This is a genomic window from Marinobacterium rhizophilum, assembly GCF_024397915.1.
GTDB lineage: Bacteria > Pseudomonadota > Gammaproteobacteria > Pseudomonadales > Balneatricaceae > Marinobacterium_A > Marinobacterium_A rhizophilum_A.
In genome coordinates, this window is the sequence record NZ_CP073347.1 from 1,847,802 (window position 1) to 1,866,249 (window position 18,448).

19 protein-coding genes are annotated in these 18,448 nt (G+C 59.0%); 5 read left to right on the plus strand and 14 right to left on the minus strand.

The window, feature by feature from the left end; translation table 11 throughout:
* Positions 1 to 127: 127 nt before the first annotated feature.
* Complete coding sequence (locus KDW95_RS08260) at positions 128 to 1,060, minus strand: LysR family transcriptional regulator (protein ID WP_255855802.1); 933 nt, start codon at positions 1,058 to 1,060, stop codon at positions 128 to 130.
* A 217-nt stretch (positions 1,061 to 1,277) separates the two neighbouring features.
* Between KDW95_RS08260 and gabT the strand changes: the two genes are divergently transcribed.
* Complete coding sequence (gene gabT, locus KDW95_RS08265) at positions 1,278 to 2,555, plus strand: 4-aminobutyrate--2-oxoglutarate transaminase (RefSeq protein WP_255855803.1); 1,278 nt, start codon at positions 1,278 to 1,280, stop codon at positions 2,553 to 2,555.
* 487 nt (positions 2,556 to 3,042) lie between these two features.
* On the plus strand, positions 3,043 to 3,267 hold the full coding sequence (locus tag KDW95_RS08270) for a hypothetical protein (protein WP_255855804.1): 225 nt from the start codon (positions 3,043 to 3,045) through the stop codon (positions 3,265 to 3,267).
* A gap of 232 nt (positions 3,268 to 3,499) precedes the next feature.
* On the opposite strand, the gene KDW95_RS08275 is transcribed toward KDW95_RS08270, so the two are convergent.
* Entirely contained in the window at positions 3,500 to 4,786 is a 1,287-nt protein-coding gene (locus tag KDW95_RS08275; protein ID WP_255855805.1) for a M18 family aminopeptidase, read from the minus strand.
* 30 nt (positions 4,787 to 4,816) lie between these two features.
* Positions 4,817 to 5,335 (minus strand): FKBP-type peptidyl-prolyl cis-trans isomerase, encoded by a 519-nt coding sequence (locus tag KDW95_RS08280; RefSeq protein ID WP_255855806.1) that lies wholly within the window; start codon positions 5,333 to 5,335, stop codon positions 4,817 to 4,819.
* Positions 5,336 to 5,486: 151 nt separating this feature from the next.
* Here KDW95_RS08280 and KDW95_RS08285 point away from each other — a divergent pair, with 151 nt between their 5' ends.
* Together KDW95_RS08285 and KDW95_RS08290 are read left to right on the plus strand one after the other, a co-directional pair.
* Positions 5,487 to 7,571: a carboxy terminal-processing peptidase gene (locus KDW95_RS08285; RefSeq protein ID WP_255855807.1), complete on the plus strand. Its 2,085-nt coding sequence runs from the start codon at positions 5,487 to 5,489 to the stop codon at positions 7,569 to 7,571.
* Between the two features lie 9 nt (positions 7,572 to 7,580).
* Positions 7,581 to 8,354: a hypothetical protein gene (locus KDW95_RS08290; protein WP_255855808.1), complete on the plus strand. Its 774-nt coding sequence runs from the start codon at positions 7,581 to 7,583 to the stop codon at positions 8,352 to 8,354.
* Between the two features lie 8 nt (positions 8,355 to 8,362).
* On the opposite strand, the gene KDW95_RS08295 is transcribed toward KDW95_RS08290, so the two are convergent.
* Positions 8,363 to 8,644: a hypothetical protein gene (locus KDW95_RS08295; protein ID WP_255855809.1), complete on the minus strand. Its 282-nt coding sequence runs from the start codon at positions 8,642 to 8,644 to the stop codon at positions 8,363 to 8,365.
* A gap of 285 nt (positions 8,645 to 8,929) precedes the next feature.
* On the opposite strand from KDW95_RS08295, the gene rpsA reads away from it, so the two are divergent.
* Complete coding sequence (rpsA, locus tag KDW95_RS08300; RefSeq protein WP_255855810.1) at positions 8,930 to 10,609, plus strand: 30S ribosomal protein S1; 1,680 nt, start codon at positions 8,930 to 8,932, stop codon at positions 10,607 to 10,609.
* A 268-nt stretch (positions 10,610 to 10,877) separates the two neighbouring features.
* Here the strand turns inward: rpsA and KDW95_RS08305 are convergent, their stop codons facing one another.
* From KDW95_RS08305 to KDW95_RS08350, 10 genes are all read right to left on the minus strand, one after another.
* Positions 10,878 to 11,315 (minus strand): YcgN family cysteine cluster protein, encoded by a 438-nt coding sequence (locus KDW95_RS08305; RefSeq protein ID WP_255855811.1) that lies wholly within the window; start codon positions 11,313 to 11,315, stop codon positions 10,878 to 10,880.
* The gene (locus KDW95_RS08310) at positions 11,316 to 11,603 is read right to left on the minus strand and encodes a YcgL domain-containing protein (protein WP_255855812.1); all 288 of its coding nucleotides are present in this window, start codon (positions 11,601 to 11,603) and stop codon (positions 11,316 to 11,318) included.
* Positions 11,604 to 11,632: 29 nt separating this feature from the next.
* Positions 11,633 to 12,808 carry a ribonuclease D gene (gene rnd, locus KDW95_RS08315; RefSeq protein ID WP_255855813.1) on the minus strand — a complete coding sequence of 392 codons (1,176 nt, stop codon included), beginning with the start codon at positions 12,806 to 12,808 and terminating at the stop codon, positions 11,633 to 11,635.
* Positions 12,809 to 12,815: 7 nt separating this feature from the next.
* Positions 12,816 to 13,415: a recombination mediator RecR gene (gene recR / locus KDW95_RS08320; protein WP_255855814.1), complete on the minus strand. Its 600-nt coding sequence runs from the start codon at positions 13,413 to 13,415 to the stop codon at positions 12,816 to 12,818.
* Between the two features lie 5 nt (positions 13,416 to 13,420).
* Entirely contained in the window at positions 13,421 to 13,744 is a 324-nt protein-coding gene (locus KDW95_RS08325) for a YbaB/EbfC family nucleoid-associated protein (protein WP_255855815.1), read from the minus strand.
* Positions 13,745 to 13,763: 19 nt separating this feature from the next.
* Positions 13,764 to 15,863 (minus strand): DNA polymerase III subunit gamma/tau, encoded by a 2,100-nt coding sequence (gene dnaX, locus KDW95_RS08330; protein WP_255855816.1) that lies wholly within the window; start codon positions 15,861 to 15,863, stop codon positions 13,764 to 13,766.
* A gap of 144 nt (positions 15,864 to 16,007) precedes the next feature.
* Entirely contained in the window at positions 16,008 to 16,778 is a 771-nt protein-coding gene (kdsB, locus tag KDW95_RS08335) for a 3-deoxy-manno-octulosonate cytidylyltransferase (protein WP_255855817.1), read from the minus strand.
* Positions 16,775 to 16,981, minus strand: a complete 207-nt coding sequence (locus tag KDW95_RS08340; protein ID WP_255855818.1) for a Trm112 family protein — start codon at positions 16,979 to 16,981, stop codon at positions 16,775 to 16,777. The genes kdsB and KDW95_RS08340 overlap by 4 nt, the downstream gene beginning before the upstream one ends.
* A complete protein-coding gene (lpxK, locus tag KDW95_RS08345; RefSeq protein ID WP_255855819.1) occupies positions 16,978 to 18,015 on the minus strand; it encodes a tetraacyldisaccharide 4'-kinase in 1,038 nt (345 codons plus the stop codon). Before lpxK ends, KDW95_RS08340 begins: the two co-directional genes overlap by 4 nt.
* Positions 18,016 to 18,019: 4 nt before the next feature.
* The gene (locus KDW95_RS08350) at positions 18,020 to 18,439 is read right to left on the minus strand and encodes an ExbD/TolR family protein (protein WP_255855820.1); all 420 of its coding nucleotides are present in this window, start codon (positions 18,437 to 18,439) and stop codon (positions 18,020 to 18,022) included.
* Positions 18,440 to 18,448 lie beyond the last annotated feature (9 nt).

An 18,448-nucleotide genomic window follows, 5' to 3' on the forward strand; every position in this document is an offset into this window, starting at 1 on the left:
TTAACTCCCCCCAAAATTGCGCAAAACACAACACGCACTTCCACGCCCTCACGCCCTCACGCCCTCACGCCCGTGTAACAGTGTAACAGTGCTGCCGACCCCAACACCCTCACCACCCAAGAGTCGATCAATCACTATCTCCGTGCAGCTCTTGCACAATGCGGATAAACAGCTCCCTCGCCCGATTGCTCTTGCCATGAGCGCGAGTGATAGCCGCCACACCCAAGTCGTAAAATTTGCGCGTCGGCACGAGTGACCACAATTCACCACTGTCGATATACCCCTGCACATAGTTGTCTGGCATAAAGCCGACATACACCCCCGACAGCAACATGGCCAGGCGCGCCTCATAGAAGTATGAAATCGCGGCCTTGTTCATATCCGCCAGTTGCTCACCCACCGCAGGACTGGTCTGAACCCCGGCATGCACCACCTTGGCATGCAGCACCTTCGCCAACAGCTCATCACTATCCTCAACACCGTAAAGTGGATGCTGCCGCCCACAGAACAGATGGCAACGATCACTGTACAGCGACACATAACAGAGCCCGTCGAACTGGCGGTGGTACGGAATAAAGCCAACATCCGCCTCATCATTGAGCACCATCCGCTCGATATCCGTCAGCGCCTTCACATCCAGCAACACCTTCACATCGGGCGCCTGCTGCGCGAAGCGACGAATCGCCTCAGGAATCCGCGCCCTGGATGCCATACAGACCGCATCACTGGCAATCACCCTGAGCTCACCGGTCAACTCGACATGCAAGGCATTAACGCCGCTGCGAAACGCCTCCAGTGACGAAAACAGCTCCTTCATCAGGCCATAGACCACCAACCCCTCATCGGTAAGTGCAAAGCCCGCGCGCCCGCGCCGACACAGCTTCAGACCCAGGCGCTGCTCCAGCCTGGCAATGTGGATACTGATGGTGGATCGCCCAATACTGAGCTCGGTCTCCGCCGCGGCAAAGCCTCCAGCCTCAACCACGGACTTGAACACCTTGAGCAACCGGATTTCAAACTCGGACACCTGCCCCAATTTGATCGTCAGGTCCTTTTTCATCACACCTACATCCCGGCAAAGTTTGAGTGAGATCAATATTAACAACGAAACAAACGCATTTATCACGCATTATCCGCCGGATTACCATCACTGCAAACAATAGCCGCCTGAACACCCCCGACTTGACCTTAAGCCGGACCGCAAATCGCTTGTTACCGCAATCAATGATCACCCACTGACGCTACAGCACGCCAGCGAGACACCAAGGACACAGACCATGAACAACGCATCACTGCAGCAACGCAAAGAGGCAGCTTTCGCCCGCGGCCAGGGCACCATGACACCGGCCTACATCGACAAAGCGCGCAACGCCGAACTCTGGGACGTGGAAGGCAAGCGCTATATCGACCTGGGCGCAGGCATCGCCGTCGTCAACACCGGCCACAACCACCCCAGGGTGCAGGCGGCGGTACAGGCACAACTGGAGCGCTTCAGCCACACCTGCGTAATGGTTACACCCTACGCCTCAGCTGTAGAGCTGGCGGAAAAACTCAATGAAGCAGCCCCCGGAAACACCCCCAAAAAGGCCATTTTCGTCACCACCGGTGCGGAAGCCGTGGAAAACTGCATCAAGATCGCCCGCGCCCATACCGGCCGCTCCGGCGTAATCGCGTTCAACGGCGGCTTTCATGGCCGTACGAATCTGACCATGGGACTGACCGGCAAGGTTGCTCCCTACAAGGCAGGCTTTGGCCCCTTCCCGGGCGAGATTTTCCACGCCCCCTACCCCAATGCGTACCATGGCGTGAGCGAGGCGGACTCACTGGCGGCACTGAACATGCTGTTTACCTGCGATATCGAGCCATCCCGCGTGGCGGCCATCATCATTGAACCCGTTCAGGGCGAAGGCGGTTTCTACGCCGCCCCCGCGAGCTTCATGCAGGCCCTGCGCGCACTGTGCGATCAGCACGGCATTCTGCTGATTGCCGACGAAATCCAGACGGGCTTTGCCCGTACCGGGAAAATGTTCGCGTGCGAGCATTCGGGCATTGAACCGGACCTTATTACCATGGCCAAGGGCATCGCCGGCGGCTTTCCCATTGCCGCCGTCGTAGGCAAGGCTGAAATCATGGATTCACCGCAGCCGGGCGGCCTGGGCGGCACCTACGGCGGCTCGCCACTGGGATGCGTCGCAGGCCTTGCCGTACTGGAAGTTATAAAAGAAGAAAAGCTGTGCCAGCGCGCCACCGAGATTGGCGCCCGCATTGTCGCACGCCTGAATCAACTGCAGCGCAACCACCCACACAAGATCGGCAATATCCGCAACCAGGGCGCCATGATCGCCATGGAACTGGTGCACGAGGGTGATGCAAGCCAGCCCGATGCCGACCTGACCCGGGCACTGGTCACGCAGGCCGCCAAAAACGGTCTGATCCTGCTGTCCTGTGGCATTCGTGGCAACGTCATCCGCTTCCTGCCGGCACTGACCATCACCGACGCACTGATTGACGAAGCCATGACCCTGCTGGAAACAAGCCTCGACAGCCTCATTTAAGACATCCACCAAAAAAGGGGAGCCCCTGGCTACCCCTTTTCACTCGCACAAGCCCTGCCGCAGCACCCACTCAAGGTGCAACGCGCACCGCGTACCTCACACCCAGGACACAGCCTCCCGGCACTCTTGCGAAGGCAACGAGCCACACCCCTGCCAGCGACAAATACCGCACCAATACAGGGCATCGCCACACCCATGCAGAACCATCACTGCAGGCCATCACACAATGACGGGTCGGTGAAATCACTTCAGCACAAATTATGACCAGATAAACACACAGAAACCCTGGCCATGCGGGATCAGACCACTGCACCCAACAAAAAAAACACACATAGAATAGATTAATTCATCATTTAGCTGAAAAAGCATCGTTTGCTGCTAGCACCGGCTATGGATACTCTGCGCACATAAATTGATGCGTACCAAAACGGTGCGCTCAAACGAATCAGGCACCAACAAGGTGCTACCAGGCTACAGGAAAAACATCATGCAGATTCAATACTACCCGTTCGATTTTTCTACCAACGCGAACAAGAACCGTCGCGAATCCGAACAGGAATACTTCATGCGCATAGCGCGCGAATTCGAAGCCGCACGCGCACTGCAGAAGCGCGAAGAAACCAAACAGAAGATCAAGGCTGCTTTCACCGCTGCACTGAATCTGCTCAAGTTCAAGCGCACCCAGAACCTCGAAGCCCTGCTCGGACGCTAGTCCGATGCCAGCGACCATGCAGCGCGGCCCGAACATCAAACAAGCGGGCTGCGCTGCATGATATCGCGACCCTCGCAGCACTGCCCGCAGTACCTGAACCTCCCCTGATGAAACCGCCATACCCCGACTTACCCACCACGGCATCACAAAGCCGCAGCAGACACAAAGTCCCCGCCGCAAGCCATAGCGCCAGACCAAAGGCCTGACGCACGACTGCACAAGCAGCCTCTCGTTACCCCAAAGAAACCTCAGCATAAAAACGCCGCAGTACTCGCGACAGATTCCATGAATCCTGCGCACCTGCCATTTCCCTGATGGAGTGCATGGCAAACTGAGGCACACCGATATCGAGCGCGCGAACACCAATCTCGGCGGCCGCGATGGGACCAATGGTGCTGCCACAGGCCATATCGGTACGCACCACAAAAGATTGCACCGGCACTTCTTCCAGGGCCGCCAGGTTGCGGAAAAAAGCACTGGTTTCACTGCTCGTGGCATAACGCTGATTGGCATTGACCTTGATCACAGGACCGGCATTCAGCAGAGGCCCATGATTGCCATCGTGACGGTCGGCAAAATTGGGATGCACACCGTGGGCGTTATCAGCAGAAATCAGCATTGATCGCGCCAGCATGCGCTGACGGGCCTCAGGCGCTGGCAACATGCGCTCGAGCACATGCGCCAGCATGGGCCCCTGTGCACCGGCCGCACTCATGCTGCCCACTTCCTCGTGATCATTGCAGACCAGCAGGGCACCCTGCTCAGTACTGCTGTTAAGCAATGCATCCAGACCGATAAAGCAGCTCAGCAAATTATCGAGACGGGCCGACAGCAGGAACTCCGACTCAAGCCCCAGCATGGACGGCGCCTGGGTATCATAGAGGGACAGGTCGTAATCCAGCACCCGCTCAATCCCGGATGTCCCCTGCGCCTCCAGCTCAGCCTTGAGCAGGGCCCTGAAGTCCGCCTTTTCTTTGGCCTGCCCCAGCACCACGGGCAGATAGGTCTGCGCATTGATGCTGCGGCCGTTGTGCACCTCCCTGTCCAGATGGATAGCCAGGCTTGGAATAACCGCCACCGGCCGGCCAAAATCCAGCAAGGCCTGGCTTAGGGTACCGTCGCTGCGCCGATAGCTGACCCGGCCGGCAATGGAAAGATCGCGGTCAAACCAGGGATTCAGCAGAGCCCCTCCATAGACCTCAACGCCCAGCTGCAGATAACCGTGACGATGCAGCTCCGGCGCAGGCTTCACCTTCAGACAGGGCGAATCCGTATGCGCCCCTACCATCCGCAACCCTGACTCTTCGAGCTTTGCCGTCGCCGGCATTGACCAGGCGATAATCGAAGAACCATTGCGGGTGGTGAAGTAGCGCCCGCCAGGCTCCAGCCGCCAGGCATCCCGCTCGCTCAGCGCGGTAAAACCCGCCGACTCAAGCCTTACAACCATTTGCGCCACGGCATGATATGGGGTGGGAGAAGCCGCCAGAAACGCCATCAACTCCCGGTTAAAGTGCTGCATATTCCAACTCCATTACCCACGAGGGGCCAATTATTGTCCAGGCTCAATCTCGAGCAGCTCGACCTTGAATACCAATGCCGAATTCGGCGGAATGCTCGGCGTCGGGCTCGACATGCCATACGCCAGCTCAGAGGGCAGATAAAGCATCCACTGCGAGCCTTCAGACATCAACTGCAGCCCTTGGGTCCAACCCGGAATTACCCGGTTAAGTGGAAAGCTCACGGGTTTTCCCCGCGAATAGGAACTGTCGAACACAGTGCCATCGATCAACATCCCTTCATAATGCACCCGCACCGTGCTGCTAGCGCCCGGCATTGCGCCCGAACCCGGCACCAATACGCGATACTGCAACCCCGAGGGCAGCGTCACAACACCCTCATCCTGGGCATTGGCCGCCAAAAACGCCTGACCGGCGCGCTGGTTGTCGTCATTCTGCGCCTTGTCGATTAACTGCTGTCGAAACGCAGCCTCCTCGGCGTCATTACCACACCCCGCCAACAGCGCCCCTGCCAGTGCAAAAAACGCTAAAAATACCGCCCTGTTTCGCATCAAAAACCCACCCCGCTAGCACCGTAAACGCTTGATTTTACATTAGGACACGCGATGACTACACTCTGTAGCCTGTACTGGTTGAACTTGCCGGGCAGTTAGCCTGTCTGAAGACTCAACAACCTGGCCTTCTGGGACGCACCGAACCTATATGCTCAATCGAACGCTTTATCTGCTTCCAACCCTGGCACTGTCATTCTTGCTTCAAAGCGCAACCGCCAGCACCGCCGCTCCCGAGACGCTGGCGCCCGAGCCGATACATCAACAAACCATGCTCGACATCCTCGACTCGCTGTCGCGGGAACATTACAACAAGGTCACCATTGACGACAGCTTCTCCGATCAGCTGCTGGATCAGTATCTCGAAGACCTGGACCCCGGCAAAAGTTATTTCTATGCCAGCGATATTGCCGAGTTTGAGCCCCTGAGCACCACCCTGGACGACAGCATTCAGGCCGGCGAACTGCAGGATGCCTACCGCATCTTCAACCGCTATCAGCAGCGCATGCACGAACGCCTGACATTCATGATCGCCGAACTGGAAGATGGCCTGGAAGACCTTCAGTTCGACCTGGATGAAACCCTCGACATCGACCGGGCCAACGCCAGCTGGATCCAGACACAGTCAGAGATGGATACACTGTGGCGCAAGCGCCTCAAAAATGCCGCGCTAAGCCTGAAACTGGCAGACAAGACCCTGGAAGACACCACCGAAACCCTGCTCAAGCGCTACCGCTACCAGCTGCATCGCGCCGAACAGATGAAAAGCGAAGATGTCTTCCAAACCTATACCAATGCACTGTCCAAGGGATACGATCCGCACACCCAGTACTTTTCGCCGCGTAATTCGGAAAACTTCCAGATCAACATGAGCCTGTCGCTGGAAGGCATCGGCGCCGTGCTGCAGAGCGACGACGAGTTCACCAAAATTGTGCGCCTTGTCCCCGCAGGCCCCGCCGACAAGACCGGGCAACTGAAAGCCTCCGACACCATCGTAGCCGTGGCCCAGGGTGACGACGGAGAAATGGTCGATATCGTCGGCTGGCGTCTGGACGACGTTGTCAGCAAGATTCGCGGCCCGGCCGACACCGTCGTGCGCCTGCAGGTGAACCCCGCCGGCAGCAACGACCGCCAAAAACGCAAGGAAGTGCGCATTGTACGCAGCAAGGTCAAGCTGGAAGAACAGGCTGCCCAGAAACGCATCCTTGAACTCGACTACCAGGGGCAAAACTTCCGCCTGGGCGTGATCGAGATTCCCGCCTTCTATATCGACTTTGCCGCCCTGCAAAGCGGCGACCCCGACTACAAGAGCACCACAAGGGATGTCGAGAAACTGATCAGGGAGCTGACCTCCGAAGGCATCCAGGGCCTGGTGATCGACCTGCGCGACAACGGTGGCGGCTCACTGCGCGAAGCCAACGAACTGGTTGGCCTTTTCATCAGCCGTGGCCCGACAGTGCAGATTCGCGACCCCAATGGCCGTATCGACATCCTGGGCGACTATGACGCTGACGTTGCCTACAACGGCCCACTGGCCGTACTGGTGAATCGCCTCAGCGCCTCGGCATCGGAAATTTTTGCCGGCGCCATTCAGGACTACCGCCGCGGCGCTGTTGTCGGCAGCCCGACTTTCGGCAAGGGCACCGTCCAGTCACTGCACGCCCTGCGCCACGGCCAACTCAAGATGACCCATGCCAAGTTCTACCGCATCTCTGGAGACAGCACCCAGCACAAGGGCGTGATCCCGGACATTAAACTGCCAAGCCTGTACAACGAGATGGATATTGGTGAAAGCGCACTGGAAGGCGCCCTGCCCTGGGACCAGGTGCGGGAAGTGCGCCACGGGAAATTCATTGGCGTCGACAACTTCCTGGAAGAACTCCAGCAGCGCCACCTGAAACGCGTAGAGACCGACCCCGACTTCATTTTCATGCGCGAACAGGTTGAACACCTGACACAAGCAGCCCAGGACAAAGTCATCCCCCTGAACGAGGACACCCTCAGGAAGGAGCGCGACGAGGCCGAGCAGTGGCAACTGGATGCCCAGAACCGCCGCCGCGCCCTCAAGCAGCAGCAACCATTGACTGCCCTGTCGGAACTCGAAGACGAATTGCAAAAGGATGAACAGGGACGCCCCATCAGCTCCGAATCCACCGCTCAACTGGAAGAAACCGGCCGCATCCTGCTGGACATGGTGGATCTCACATTCCGGTATACCGCAGCAGCCAAGGAATAAGGCGCAACCATGGTCAAGCCGAGCCGCCAGATGCTGCTTCTGTCCGGTGCGTCGGTGCTGATTGCAGCACTGGCGACCGGCGGCTATTTCAGCTATCGCAGCATCCAGTCACAGAACGCCAATACACTGCGGGAGCTCGAGCAACTGGGCTACCCCCCGGGCGCACGACCCGGCAACATTGAAGCGAACCTGGCGCCAACCAGTGAACAGCTGAAAGCCCGCATGCAGGGGTCAACACCGACACCGGTACAGCAACTGATCTACAACCTGACACAGGAAAATGAAAAGCTGGCACAGACCAACCTGGCCTTGCAGGCACAGCTGGACGCCGCACAGACTCAGATAGAATCCCTGCAGGAATACCGACAGCTCAACGAATACTTCGCGCCCAAAAATTTCGAGCAGAAAATTACCCAGGTCGAAGATGACCTGAAATCATACCTAAGAAGACTGCCCGAAGCCGACCGGTTTTCGGACCTGCGGATCGACATTATGGCGATTGCATCGGCGCAGGAATACCGGCGCTTTGCGCAACAGAACCGGTTAATGCTGGATCAGGCTGAACGCGATCGCATCATTAACGACTTTCTGCCGGGCTACGCTTTCTGTACCGGGGATGCCGTGGAGGTCGCCGCAAACAACGCCCTCGAAGAGCGCATGCTGGCACAGTATCTCAGAACGAACGATACGTCCCTGCTTTCGACAGCGCTGCGCCAGGATCTGCTGGCGGTCCTCAAACCGTGCCAGCTGGCGCTGCGCCAGTCACTCGATACCCTGCTCTAGGCGGGATCTCAGCCTTTTTTAGCCAGACGCGCACGCGCCTCGGCACGCTTGGCTTCTTCACGCTCGCGCTTGGCAGCTTCCTTGGCTTCACGCTTGCGTGCCGCCTCCGCTTTCTGCTCTTCCTGAATACGGGCAAGCTCTTCCTGACGCTGCTGCTCGCGCTCCTGCTTGAGGCGCGCTTTTTCGCGCAGCTCTGCGGCAAATTCTTCGGACTTGCGGGCACGCTCGCTGGCGAGTTCTTCAATGCGTTCGCGTTTGCTTTCGGTAATGCTGGCTTCTAGCTCTTGCAACTTTGCGATCTGAGCTTCTATATCGGTTTTTGTCATGTAATCCTGGTAAGCACTCTGCTGGGGTTTAAATCTGAAACCAATTATAACGACAACAGGACCCCGAACGCTATCTTAACCAGCACATTAGCTGTACAATATGGCTCCCTTATTGCGGCAAATCGGTGTCTCGTCAGCAACAGAGACCGTCGCCGCTTTATGTTTAATCTGACCTATACAGCTGACGGTATAGAAAGTTCGCGCTGCCCTAATCCTTAACGGGTAGCCGACTTACCATAGGACCTATTCATGAGCGAAAGCTTTGCTGAACTATTTGAAGAATCCCTGCAAAACGTAGATATGACTCCGGGCACCCTCGTAATGGGTGAAGTTGTCGACATCGACAGCGACTGGGTTACCGTTAACGCAGGTCTCAAATCCGAAGCCGTTATCCCGCGCGTACAGTTCCTTAACGATAACAACGAACTTGAAATCAAGATCGGTGACACGGTTAAGGTCGCTCTGGAAGCGGTAGAAGACGGTTTCGGTGAAACCCGCCTGTCCCGTGAAAAAGCCAAACGCGCTGAAGCCTGGGAAGTACTGCAGACCAAGTTTGAAGCTGAAGAAACCGTTACCGGCTTCATCAGCGGCAAGGTCAAAGGCGGCTTCACTGTCAGCATCAACAACATTCAGGGCTTCCTGCCGGGTTCCCTGGTTGACGTGCGCCCCGTTCGCGATGTCGACCACCTGGAAGGCAAGGAACTTGAATTCAAGCTGATCAAGCTGGATCCCAAGCGCAACAACATCGTTGTTTCCCGTCGTGCGGTTCTGCAGGAAGCCAACAGCGCTCAGCGCGACGAGCTGCTGGCAGCACTGCAGGAAGGCCAGGTCGTTAAGGGTTACGTCAAGAACCTGACCAACTACGGCGCCTTCATCGACCTGGGCGGCGTTGATGGCCTGCTGCACATCACCGACATGGCGTGGAAGCGTATCTCTCACCCGAGCGAAATGCTGAACCCGGGCGACGAGATCTCTGTCAAGATCATCAAGTTCGACCAGGAAACCGGCCGCATCTCCCTGGGCCTGAAGCAGCTGAGCGAAGATCCGTGGGAAGCGATCAAGTCCCGCTACCCGTCCGGCAGCAAAGTACCTGCGCGCATCACCAACCTGACCGATTACGGCTGCTTTGCCTCGATCGAAGACGGCGTGGAAGGCCTGGTACACGTTTCCGAAATGTCCTGGACCAACAAGAACATCCACCCGTCCAAAGTCGTGCAGATTGGCGACGAAGTCGAAGTGATGATCCTGGACGTGGACGAAGAGCGTCGCCGCATCTCCCTGGGTATCAAGCAGTGCACCGGCAATCCGTGGGTTTCCTTCGCTGAGCAGCACGCTGCCGGCGATCGCGCTTCCGGTACCATCAAGACAATCACTGACTTCGGTATCTTCGTTGGTCTGGACAACGACCTCGACGGCCTGGTTCACATGTCTGACATCACCTGGGAAGCCGATGCTGAAGCCGCCCTGCGCCAGTTCAAGAAAGGCGAAGAGGTTGAAGCTGTCATCCTGTCCATCGACGCTGAAAAAGAACGCATCTCGCTGGGTATCAAGCAGCTGGAAAGCGATCCGTTCAGCGAATACGTGGCAGCCAATGACAAGGGCACCATCGTCAACGGTACCGTCAAGTCTGTTGAAGCCAAAGCTGCCGTTATCGAGCTGGCCGAAGGCATCGAAGCAACCCTGAAAGTATCCGAGATGAGCGCTGACCGCATCGAAGACGCTACCACCGTGATGAAAGTCGGTGACAAGGTTGAAGCCAAGATCACCAACGTTGATCGTCGCAACCGCGCTATCACCCTTTCTATCCGCGCCAAGGACCAAGCTGAAGAAAAAGCAGCTATCAGTGCCGTGCGCAACCAGGAAGTTGAAGTTGCCGGTCCGACCACCATCGGTGAACTGATCAAGCAGCAGATGCTGAAAAACAACTAAGCAATCCCGTATTGCCTGGTAAAAAAGGAGCGCTTCGGCGCTCCTTTTTTGTACCCCCAAACCCGCTCTATCAGTCCCGACACACCCTCGAACAACAGCTTTCGCCGCACGAGCCCATACACCAACCTTAAACACCGGCCACAAGCCCTGCTCCCGCACAGCCATGCACCCACCGGACAAGTACATCCCTGCATAAAAAAAGAGCGCCGCAGCGCCCTCCTTGTCAGATCAGCAAGCCTGGAATCAGTACCAGGCCATTCAGCAGCACCTATTCGATAACGTAATCCACAAAGTCATCTTCGCTGATCTGCTTGTCGGTAACCTCGTACCAGCTCAGCACCGATGCGTCAGCCTCGGCCACCGACTCGGGACGCCCACTGATCAGGGGATGCCAGTCCGGGAGATCCTTGCCCTCATGCACCAGCCGATAGGCACAGGTGCGCGGCAGCCAGTGAAACTCCTTTACATCCTCAGGACGCAGCTTGACGCAGGATGGCACCAGCGAGCAGCGCTTCTCGTACTGCGTACAGCGCCGTGTCTCCAGGTCGAGCAGATGACAGACCACCGAGGTGTAAAACACTTCGTGAGTATCCTCATCCTCGATCTTGTGCAGACAGCAGAGCGCGCAACCATCACAGAGCGACTCCCATTCATCGGACGTCATGTCTTCCAGTGACTTGCTGCGCCAGAATACCTCCTGAGCCACCTAGCGCACCCCGGTCTCTGGACGATCCGGGTACAGATCGAGCATGTAGTCTTCCTTCGGCGGCGGCATCTGCAGAAAATAGCCATTTTCCGCGATACCCGCCAGCATCTTGTCGACATCGATGCGCGCAAGCTTGCGCCCCGGCTTAACCGGCATATCCATTAGATGCATCGGCGCACCGAACATCTCGAGCAACGCCTCTGGTACCCTCGCAAGCTGCTGGCTCTTTTCAACATAGAGATACATCTCGTCCTTGCGCGGACTTTTAAAAATACTGCAAATTTTCATCTCAGCTCTCACTACTGTTCAATCGGGCGCTATTGCTCAAACCGGCGCAACTGCACCAGCAGGTCGTCGCCGATAACCTCCTGGCGCCATCCCTGCAACCCCGGCGGCAATTGATAGTTGCCATCATCCAGCCCGGAGCGAATCAGCGCCTCCAGGTCACGCCGGCGCAACAACAGCTCCGGCGCCATGTCCAGCGCTTGTGCACGCTCGCGCCCCATGAGTTTCAGGCGCTTGAGACGCGTATTCCAGAGCACATGCAGTGGCCGGGGAATCGGCTCCACCACTTGTGCTGCAGACGTATCGGCGGCATTTTTCAAAAGACCCAGCATGGTCTCGCCATCTTCGCGCAATACCTTGCGCTTGAGCTCCGGTACGCGGGACAACTCCAGCGTGGTGCGCGGCCAGCGGGTGATGATATCGAGCAGGGTCTGGTTCCGCAGCACGCGGTTACGGGGCACATTGCGCAAACGGCATTGCTGCTCCCGCCAGGCGGTCAGATTCTTCAGCGCCAGCACCTTGTAAGGCGGCAGCGCCGCCATCTGGCTGAATCGCAGGTAATACTGCTCGCCCGAGGCATCGGCGTCCGGCGCATTGGCCAGCAGCGCCAGCATCTCCTCCTGCAACCAGGGCAGCATGCCCCGACTCTCGAGCTCCGCCATCTGCATGCGACAGATCGCCGGCAAATAGGCTACATCCAGTGCGGCATACTGCTCCTGGCGCTGCGTCAACGGGCGCTGCAGCCAATCGGAGGTCGTCTCCCCCTTGCCAACCTGCACACCCAGGGCATTCTCCAGCATGCGCTGCAGCCCCACGGTAAAGCCCCAGCCGATAAAGCCACCGGCAACCTGGGTATCGTACAAGGGGTTCGGCAGGACACCAAAGCAGTGCTGAAATAGCTCCAGGTCTTCAGTACTGGAATGCAGCACCTTGAGTACGGAAGGCTCAGCAAACAGCGCCGTTAAGGGCGCGAAGTCCGTGATGGACAGCGGATCGATCAGGTAACAGGCACGGTCATCAGCCAGCTGAATGAGTCCCGCAATCGGATAATAGGTATCTACCCGCTGAAACTCGGTATCCAGCGCCACCATGGGCAGTGTGCGCCAGCGCTGGCACAGCTGCGCCAGTTCTGCATCCGTGCCAACCCACACCGGCTCCTGCGCAGAGCGCTCAAGCTGCTGCCAGTCATAGCCATTATCCTGCGTCATGCCTACCTCACATCAGGGAACGTCGACCCGCCAGCGCATGCGCCAGAGTACCGCCATCGATAAACTCAAGCTCTCCCCCCACCGGCACACCGTGTGCGATACGGCTCACCTGGATACCCAGCTCACGCACCTGCTCGGCGATGTAATGCGCCGTAGCCTCACCCTCAACCGTAGGATTGGTGGCCAGTATCACTTCGCGGACTTCACCCGCGCGCAGGCGCTCGATCAGCGCATCGATACCCAGGTCGTCAGGACCCACGCCATCAATGGGTGAAAGGTGCCCCTTGAGCACGAAGTAATAGCCCCCGAAGCCGCCCGTCTGCTCGATCGCCAGCATGTCAACCGGCGACTCCAGCACGCAGAGCACGGAGCGATCACGGCTGCTCGAGGCACAGATACCACAGGGGGACTCTTCCGACAGGGTACGGCAGGACTGACACTCACCCACCCGCTCCACGGCGTCCTGCAGCGAAGCGGCCAGTTCCAGCGCCGCATTGCGATCATGCTCAAGCAGGTAGAGCGCCATGCGCTGCGCAGACTTGGGACCTACGCCCGGCAGGCAGCGCAACGACTTGATCAGCTGCTGTATAAGGGGACTGAAAGACATCGCAATCAGAACGGCATCTGGAAGCCCGGCGGCAACTGCATGCCGGCGGTCACTTTGGACATCTGTTCCTTGGTGTTGCTTTCAACCTTGCGCACTGCATCATTGACGGCCGCCGCAATCAGGTCTTCCAGAATTTCCTTGTCTTCTTCCATCAGGCTGTCATCAATGGCCACCGACTTGACGTCATGACGACCATTCATCACGATTTTGACCAAACCTGCACCGGATTCACCGGACACCTCGGCACGCGCCACTTCTTCCTGCACACGCTGCATGTCTTCCTGCATTTTTTGCGCCTGCTTCATCAGGCCACCCATGTTCTTCATCATTGCGTTTTGCCTCCGCTAGTCAATTCGGTTCGACCGGTACGACGGTCTCGATATCAATATGAGCATCAAACTGTTTCACAATATCCTGCACCAGCGAATCCTGCTGAATCGCCTCAACCGCCCGAGCCTGGCGCAATTCACGCTGGCGCTGGGCAAACTGGTGCGGCGTTTCGCGCTGCTGCTGCGCACATTCGAATTCTACCTCAAGCGGCACCGCAAAATAATCGCACAACGCCTTGCCGATGCGCTCGCGCTGAACCTCGTTCAGCAGCGCCTGCTGCTGCGCCGTGTAATGAAACCGCAGTGTCTGCCCCTGTACAGCCTCCAGCGACAGGTTGACCGTCAGGCTCTCGGTCATGCCCCCCAGCCCCAGGCTGGCGCAGAGCACTACCCAGTCATCAGGCTGCAGTGCCTCCAGGGTGAGCGGGCTGTCACCCCGCGGCTGTGGATTGACCAGCACTCTTGGCGGCACGCTATCGCGCACCGGTGCCGACAGAGTACGGGACTGCGGTGCCATTGCTGCCCGGGGCGGCTCAGGTGTTACGGAATTCGTATTTTCGGCCCGCGAGGCCGCGCCACCGGCGCCGGATTCAGGCTTTTTTGCCGTGGGCGCTCGCCGGAAAGACGAATCGTCGTCTTGATCGTAACCGGACGGAATATCAGATTCGTCGTATTCAGGCGGCGCCTCCTGCATCAGGCCGACGGGCATCGCGGCCGCACCGGATGCCGCGGCTGGCGCAGCCTGGCTTCTCTCCGGCACCGTACCCCGCGCCTGGGCGCCCAGTTCCGGCACCGGCGTCACCAAAGAGGCCGAAGCCTGTGGCGCAATACCCTCAGCCACCGGTTCGGGCACTTGGCGCGAAGGCGAGGCCTGCTGTGCACCGGTGCCAAACGCCCCCTCCCGAGCGGGGGCATCGCGATTGTCTGACGCTGGCGCTATCGGCTGGGCCTGGGCTTTCACGGCCGTATCCGGCGCCGCAGTATCAGGCGCATTGACACTCGTACCGGAGCTTGTCGCTGCAGGCAGTGGCGCACCGGCCGGCCGGAACGCCAGCATGCGCAGCAGCACCATTTCCAGACCTTCCCGGGCATCCGGCACATAGGGCAGATCGCGCCGCCCCAGCAACGCGATCTGATAGTACAGCTGCACATCCTCAGCCGTCAGCTGGCCGGCCAGCGCCAGTATCTGCTCGCGATCACCCAGGCTGTTATCGGCCGCATCCGGCAGCACCTGGGCGATGGCGACACGGTGCAGCAGACTGATCAGGTCACCCAGCACGCTGGCATAATCCGGCGAAAACTGCGCCAGGTCCGCCACGGCGACCAGCAAGGACTTGGCATCCCGGGCAGACAGGCATTCCACCAGCCGGCTCACCAGCAGCTGATCGATACTGCCGAGCATCGCCTGGACATCCAGCGTCGTGATCTGACCGGCCCCGAAAGCGATGGCCTGATCGGTCAGGCTCATGCCATCACGCATGGAACCGTCGGCGGAGCGCGCCAGCAGCCAGAGGGCCGGGTCTTCAAACGGAATATTTTCTTCCCCCAGCACAAATCGCAGATGCTCGACGATGCGCTCGGGGATCATGTTCTTGAGATTGAACTGCAGGCAGCGCGACAGAATGGTAACCGGCAGCTTCTGCGGGTCCGTTGTCGCCAGCAGGAATTTTACGTGGGGCGGCGGCTCTTCCAGCGTTTTAAGCAAGGCATTGAAAGAGTGAGTCGACAGCATGTGCACCTCGTCGATGAGGTACACCTTGTAGCGGCCGTGCGTCGGCGCATACTGCACGTTTTCCAGCAGTTCGCGGGTGTCTTCCACCTTGGTGCGGGATGCCGCATCAACCTCGATCAGGTCAACGAAGCGACCTTCGGCGATTTCCCGGCAGGCACTGCACTCGCCACAGGGGTTCGATGAAACGCCCCGCTCGCAGTTCAGCGATTTGGCGAACAGGCGGGCAATGGAGGTCTTGCCCACGCCCCGCGTGCCGGTAAAAAGGTAGGCATGATGCAGGCGGTCATCGTCCAGCGCATTGACCAGCGCCTTGAGCACATGCTCCTGACCCACCATTTCCTGAAAACGCTTCGGACGCCATTTGCGCGCCAGCACCTGATAGCTCATTGCTGCCCTGATTACGACTGAATATAACAGGCGCCTATGCTACCGGCTGAACCCAGCCGGCGCCAGCATAACGACCCTCCCTGACAGCAGCCAGGCCGACTATCCGCAATCCGACCCGTAGCCCCGACGCCCGGACCCGGCCAGTTAGGCCTGGCCGCCCAGCAATTGGCGCAGGCGCTCCAGGTCTTCCGGCGTGTCCACGCCCGGCGGCGGCAACTCGGCCGCGACCGCAACATGGATACGGGCACCGTTCCAGAGCGCGCGCAACTGCTCGAGGCATTCGGTATTCTCGATTGCCGCCGGGGGCCACTGCACAAAATCATTCAGCAGCTGCACCCGGTAGCCGTAAATGCCGATATGACGCTGCCACGCAAAGCCCGCCGGCATGGCCTCACGCCCGGCGGCACTGCCAAAAGCATCGCGCGGCCAGGGAATGGTGGCACGGCTGAAATACAGCGCCATGCCGTAACGATCCGTCACCACCTTGACCACATTGGGGTTCAGCAAACCGGCAATATCCTCAACCGGTTCAGACAGGGTCGCGATACCGGCCTGGGGGTTGGCCGCGAGATTGGCAGCCACCTGGTTGATGATCACCGGCGGAATCAGTGGCTCATCACCCTGCACATTGACCACGATTTCCTCAGCGTCCAGCCCCAGCTGCGCCACGACTTCCTGCAAACGGTCCGTGCCGGAGGGGTGCTCAGGCGAGGTCATGCACACCTCGGCGCCAAACCCGCGCGCCACATCGGCGATGCGCACATCATCGGTGGCCACCAGCACACGACTGGCATCACTCTGACAGGCCCGCTCAAACACATGCTGAATCATGGGTTTGCCGGCGATATCCGCCAGCGGCTTGCCGGGAAAGCGACTGGATCCGAAGCGAGCCGGAATGATGACCGTAAAACTCATGGGCGCACCTGCTTTTTCAGTGCCTCGCGCTCCGCTTCGGTCAGCTTGCGGGCTTCGGTCTCCAACATCACCGGAATGCCGTCGCGAATCGGATACGCAAGACCACTTGCACTGCAGAACAGCTCGTCGGTCGCCCCATGATAATGCAGCGACGCCTTGGACACCGGACACACCAGAATATCGAGCAGTTTCCTATCCATCATTGCCTCTCACTTGAAGTAGCATCAGACGCCCGCAATCCGGGCTCTGGAAGACCTTGTCTATTTAACTGCGCCAGCAGCGCAGTTTCAAACTCCGCGTCCAGCTGCGCCTCCACGGGCAGGTACCAGCTGTTGGCCGGCGCCAGGTGGCGGCACTTCACCGCATCCTTTTCCGTCATGATCAGTGGCAACTGATCACCAAACTCCAGATCCGCAGCACTAAAGGCGTGATGATCGGCAAAACTGTGGGGGATGGGCTCAAAGCCCAGTCGACGCAGGCTGTCGAAAAAACGCTGCGGGTTGCCAATGCCGGCCAGGGCATGCACCCGCCTTGAATGCGACCAAGAGGCCGCCTGCTGTTGCTGTTTCCCATCGAGTGAGCGCAACGCACCGGGCACCAGCTGCATTACATGGGCACCACCCGGGCGAAAGGGCCCGTCGCCGTTGACCACAACCAGGTCGACAGACTCCATGCGCTGCGCGGGCTCGCGCAGCGGCCCCTCAGGCAGGCAGCGCCCGTTGCCAAGGCCGCGCTCGCTGTCCAGCACCAGAATTTCAACATTGCGCCCCAGGCGGTAATGCTGCAGGCCGTCATCGCTGATAATCAGGTCAGTATCAGTTTGCTCCAGCAGGTACCGTGCCGCCGCGACCCGGTCCGGATCGATCACCAGCGCACAGCCACTGCGCTCGACAATCAGCAGCGGCTCGTCCCCCACCTCGGCGGCATTGGCACCGGGCTCAACCAGGCAGGGATAATGCGGTGCCCGGGCGCCGTAGCCTCGACTGACAACACCCGGCCGGTAGCCCGCCGCCTGCAAGCATTGCAACAGCGCCAGCACCAGGGGGGTCTTGCCGGTACCGCCCACGGAAATATTACCAACGATAATGACGGGCACCGGCGGCTGCCAGACGAGCTCGGGATGGGAGAGAAAGCGTGCGCGACGGCGCTTTACCAGGGTGCGAAACAGCCATTCCAGCGGTCGCAACAAGCGCAACCAGCCACTACCCTGGTACCAGCCCCTGACCCAGGCATTCATGAGTTCAGGGTGAACCGGGTTCGCGGGTGGTGATGCTCAGCTGTACAAAGCCGAGCTGACCGGCCACATCCATCACCGTGACCACCGCCTGGTGCGGCGTGGTGCCATCGGCGGTAATCAGCAACGGGCGGTCCCGCTCTTCGCCGGCACTCTGGCGCAACGCCTGACGCAGAGTGTCGGGCTGGGAGTTGACCAGTGGCTTGCCATTAATACTGTAACGCCCCTGGGCATCGATCAGCACTTCCAGCAGCTGCGCCGATGCCTCGCCGGGCTCGCCACTGGCTTCAGGCAAATCAACCTGCAGGTGGGTTTCGCGGGTAAAGGTGGTCGATACCATAAAAAAGATCAGCAGCAGAAACACCACATCGATCAGCGGTGTCAGGTTGACGCTAACCTCTTCCTGGCTGCGGCGCTGGAACTTCACGCGCGACAC

What these genes read in the sequence shown, in the direction of transcription:
- KDW95_RS08260 (WP_255855802.1), bottom strand. Translation starts at nt 1,060, where the DNA reads ATGAAAAAGGACCTGACGATCAAATTGGGGCAGGTGTCCGAGTTTGAA.
- lpxK (WP_255855819.1), bottom strand. Translation starts at nt 18,015, where the DNA reads ATGAATGCCTGGGTCAGGGGCTGGTACCAGGGTAGTGGCTGGTTGCGC.
- kdsB (WP_255855817.1), bottom strand. Translation starts at nt 16,778, where the DNA reads ATGAGTTTTACGGTCATCATTCCGGCTCGCTTCGGATCCAGTCGCTTT.
- KDW95_RS08275 (WP_255855805.1), bottom strand. Translation starts at nt 4,786, where the DNA reads ATGCAGCACTTTAACCGGGAGTTGATGGCGTTTCTGGCGGCTTCTCCC.
- KDW95_RS08290 (WP_255855808.1), top strand. Translation starts at nt 7,581, where the DNA reads ATGGTCAAGCCGAGCCGCCAGATGCTGCTTCTGTCCGGTGCGTCGGTG.
- recR (WP_255855814.1), bottom strand. Translation starts at nt 13,415, where the DNA reads ATGTCTTTCAGTCCCCTTATACAGCAGCTGATCAAGTCGTTGCGCTGC.
- rnd (WP_255855813.1), bottom strand. Translation starts at nt 12,808, where the DNA reads ATGACGCAGGATAATGGCTATGACTGGCAGCAGCTTGAGCGCTCTGCG.
- KDW95_RS08340 (WP_255855818.1), bottom strand. Translation starts at nt 16,981, where the DNA reads ATGATGGATAGGAAACTGCTCGATATTCTGGTGTGTCCGGTGTCCAAG.
- KDW95_RS08310 (WP_255855812.1), bottom strand. Translation starts at nt 11,603, where the DNA reads ATGAAAATTTGCAGTATTTTTAAAAGTCCGCGCAAGGACGAGATGTAT.
- KDW95_RS08285 (WP_255855807.1), top strand. Translation starts at nt 5,487, where the DNA reads ATGCTCAATCGAACGCTTTATCTGCTTCCAACCCTGGCACTGTCATTC.
- KDW95_RS08270 (WP_255855804.1), top strand. Translation starts at nt 3,043, where the DNA reads ATGCAGATTCAATACTACCCGTTCGATTTTTCTACCAACGCGAACAAG.
- dnaX (WP_255855816.1), bottom strand. Translation starts at nt 15,863, where the DNA reads ATGAGCTATCAGGTGCTGGCGCGCAAATGGCGTCCGAAGCGTTTTCAG.
- KDW95_RS08280 (WP_255855806.1), bottom strand. Translation starts at nt 5,335, where the DNA reads ATGCGAAACAGGGCGGTATTTTTAGCGTTTTTTGCACTGGCAGGGGCG.
- rpsA (WP_255855810.1), top strand. Translation starts at nt 8,930, where the DNA reads ATGAGCGAAAGCTTTGCTGAACTATTTGAAGAATCCCTGCAAAACGTA.
- gabT (WP_255855803.1), top strand. Translation starts at nt 1,278, where the DNA reads ATGAACAACGCATCACTGCAGCAACGCAAAGAGGCAGCTTTCGCCCGC.
- KDW95_RS08325 (WP_255855815.1), bottom strand. Translation starts at nt 13,744, where the DNA reads ATGATGAAGAACATGGGTGGCCTGATGAAGCAGGCGCAAAAAATGCAG.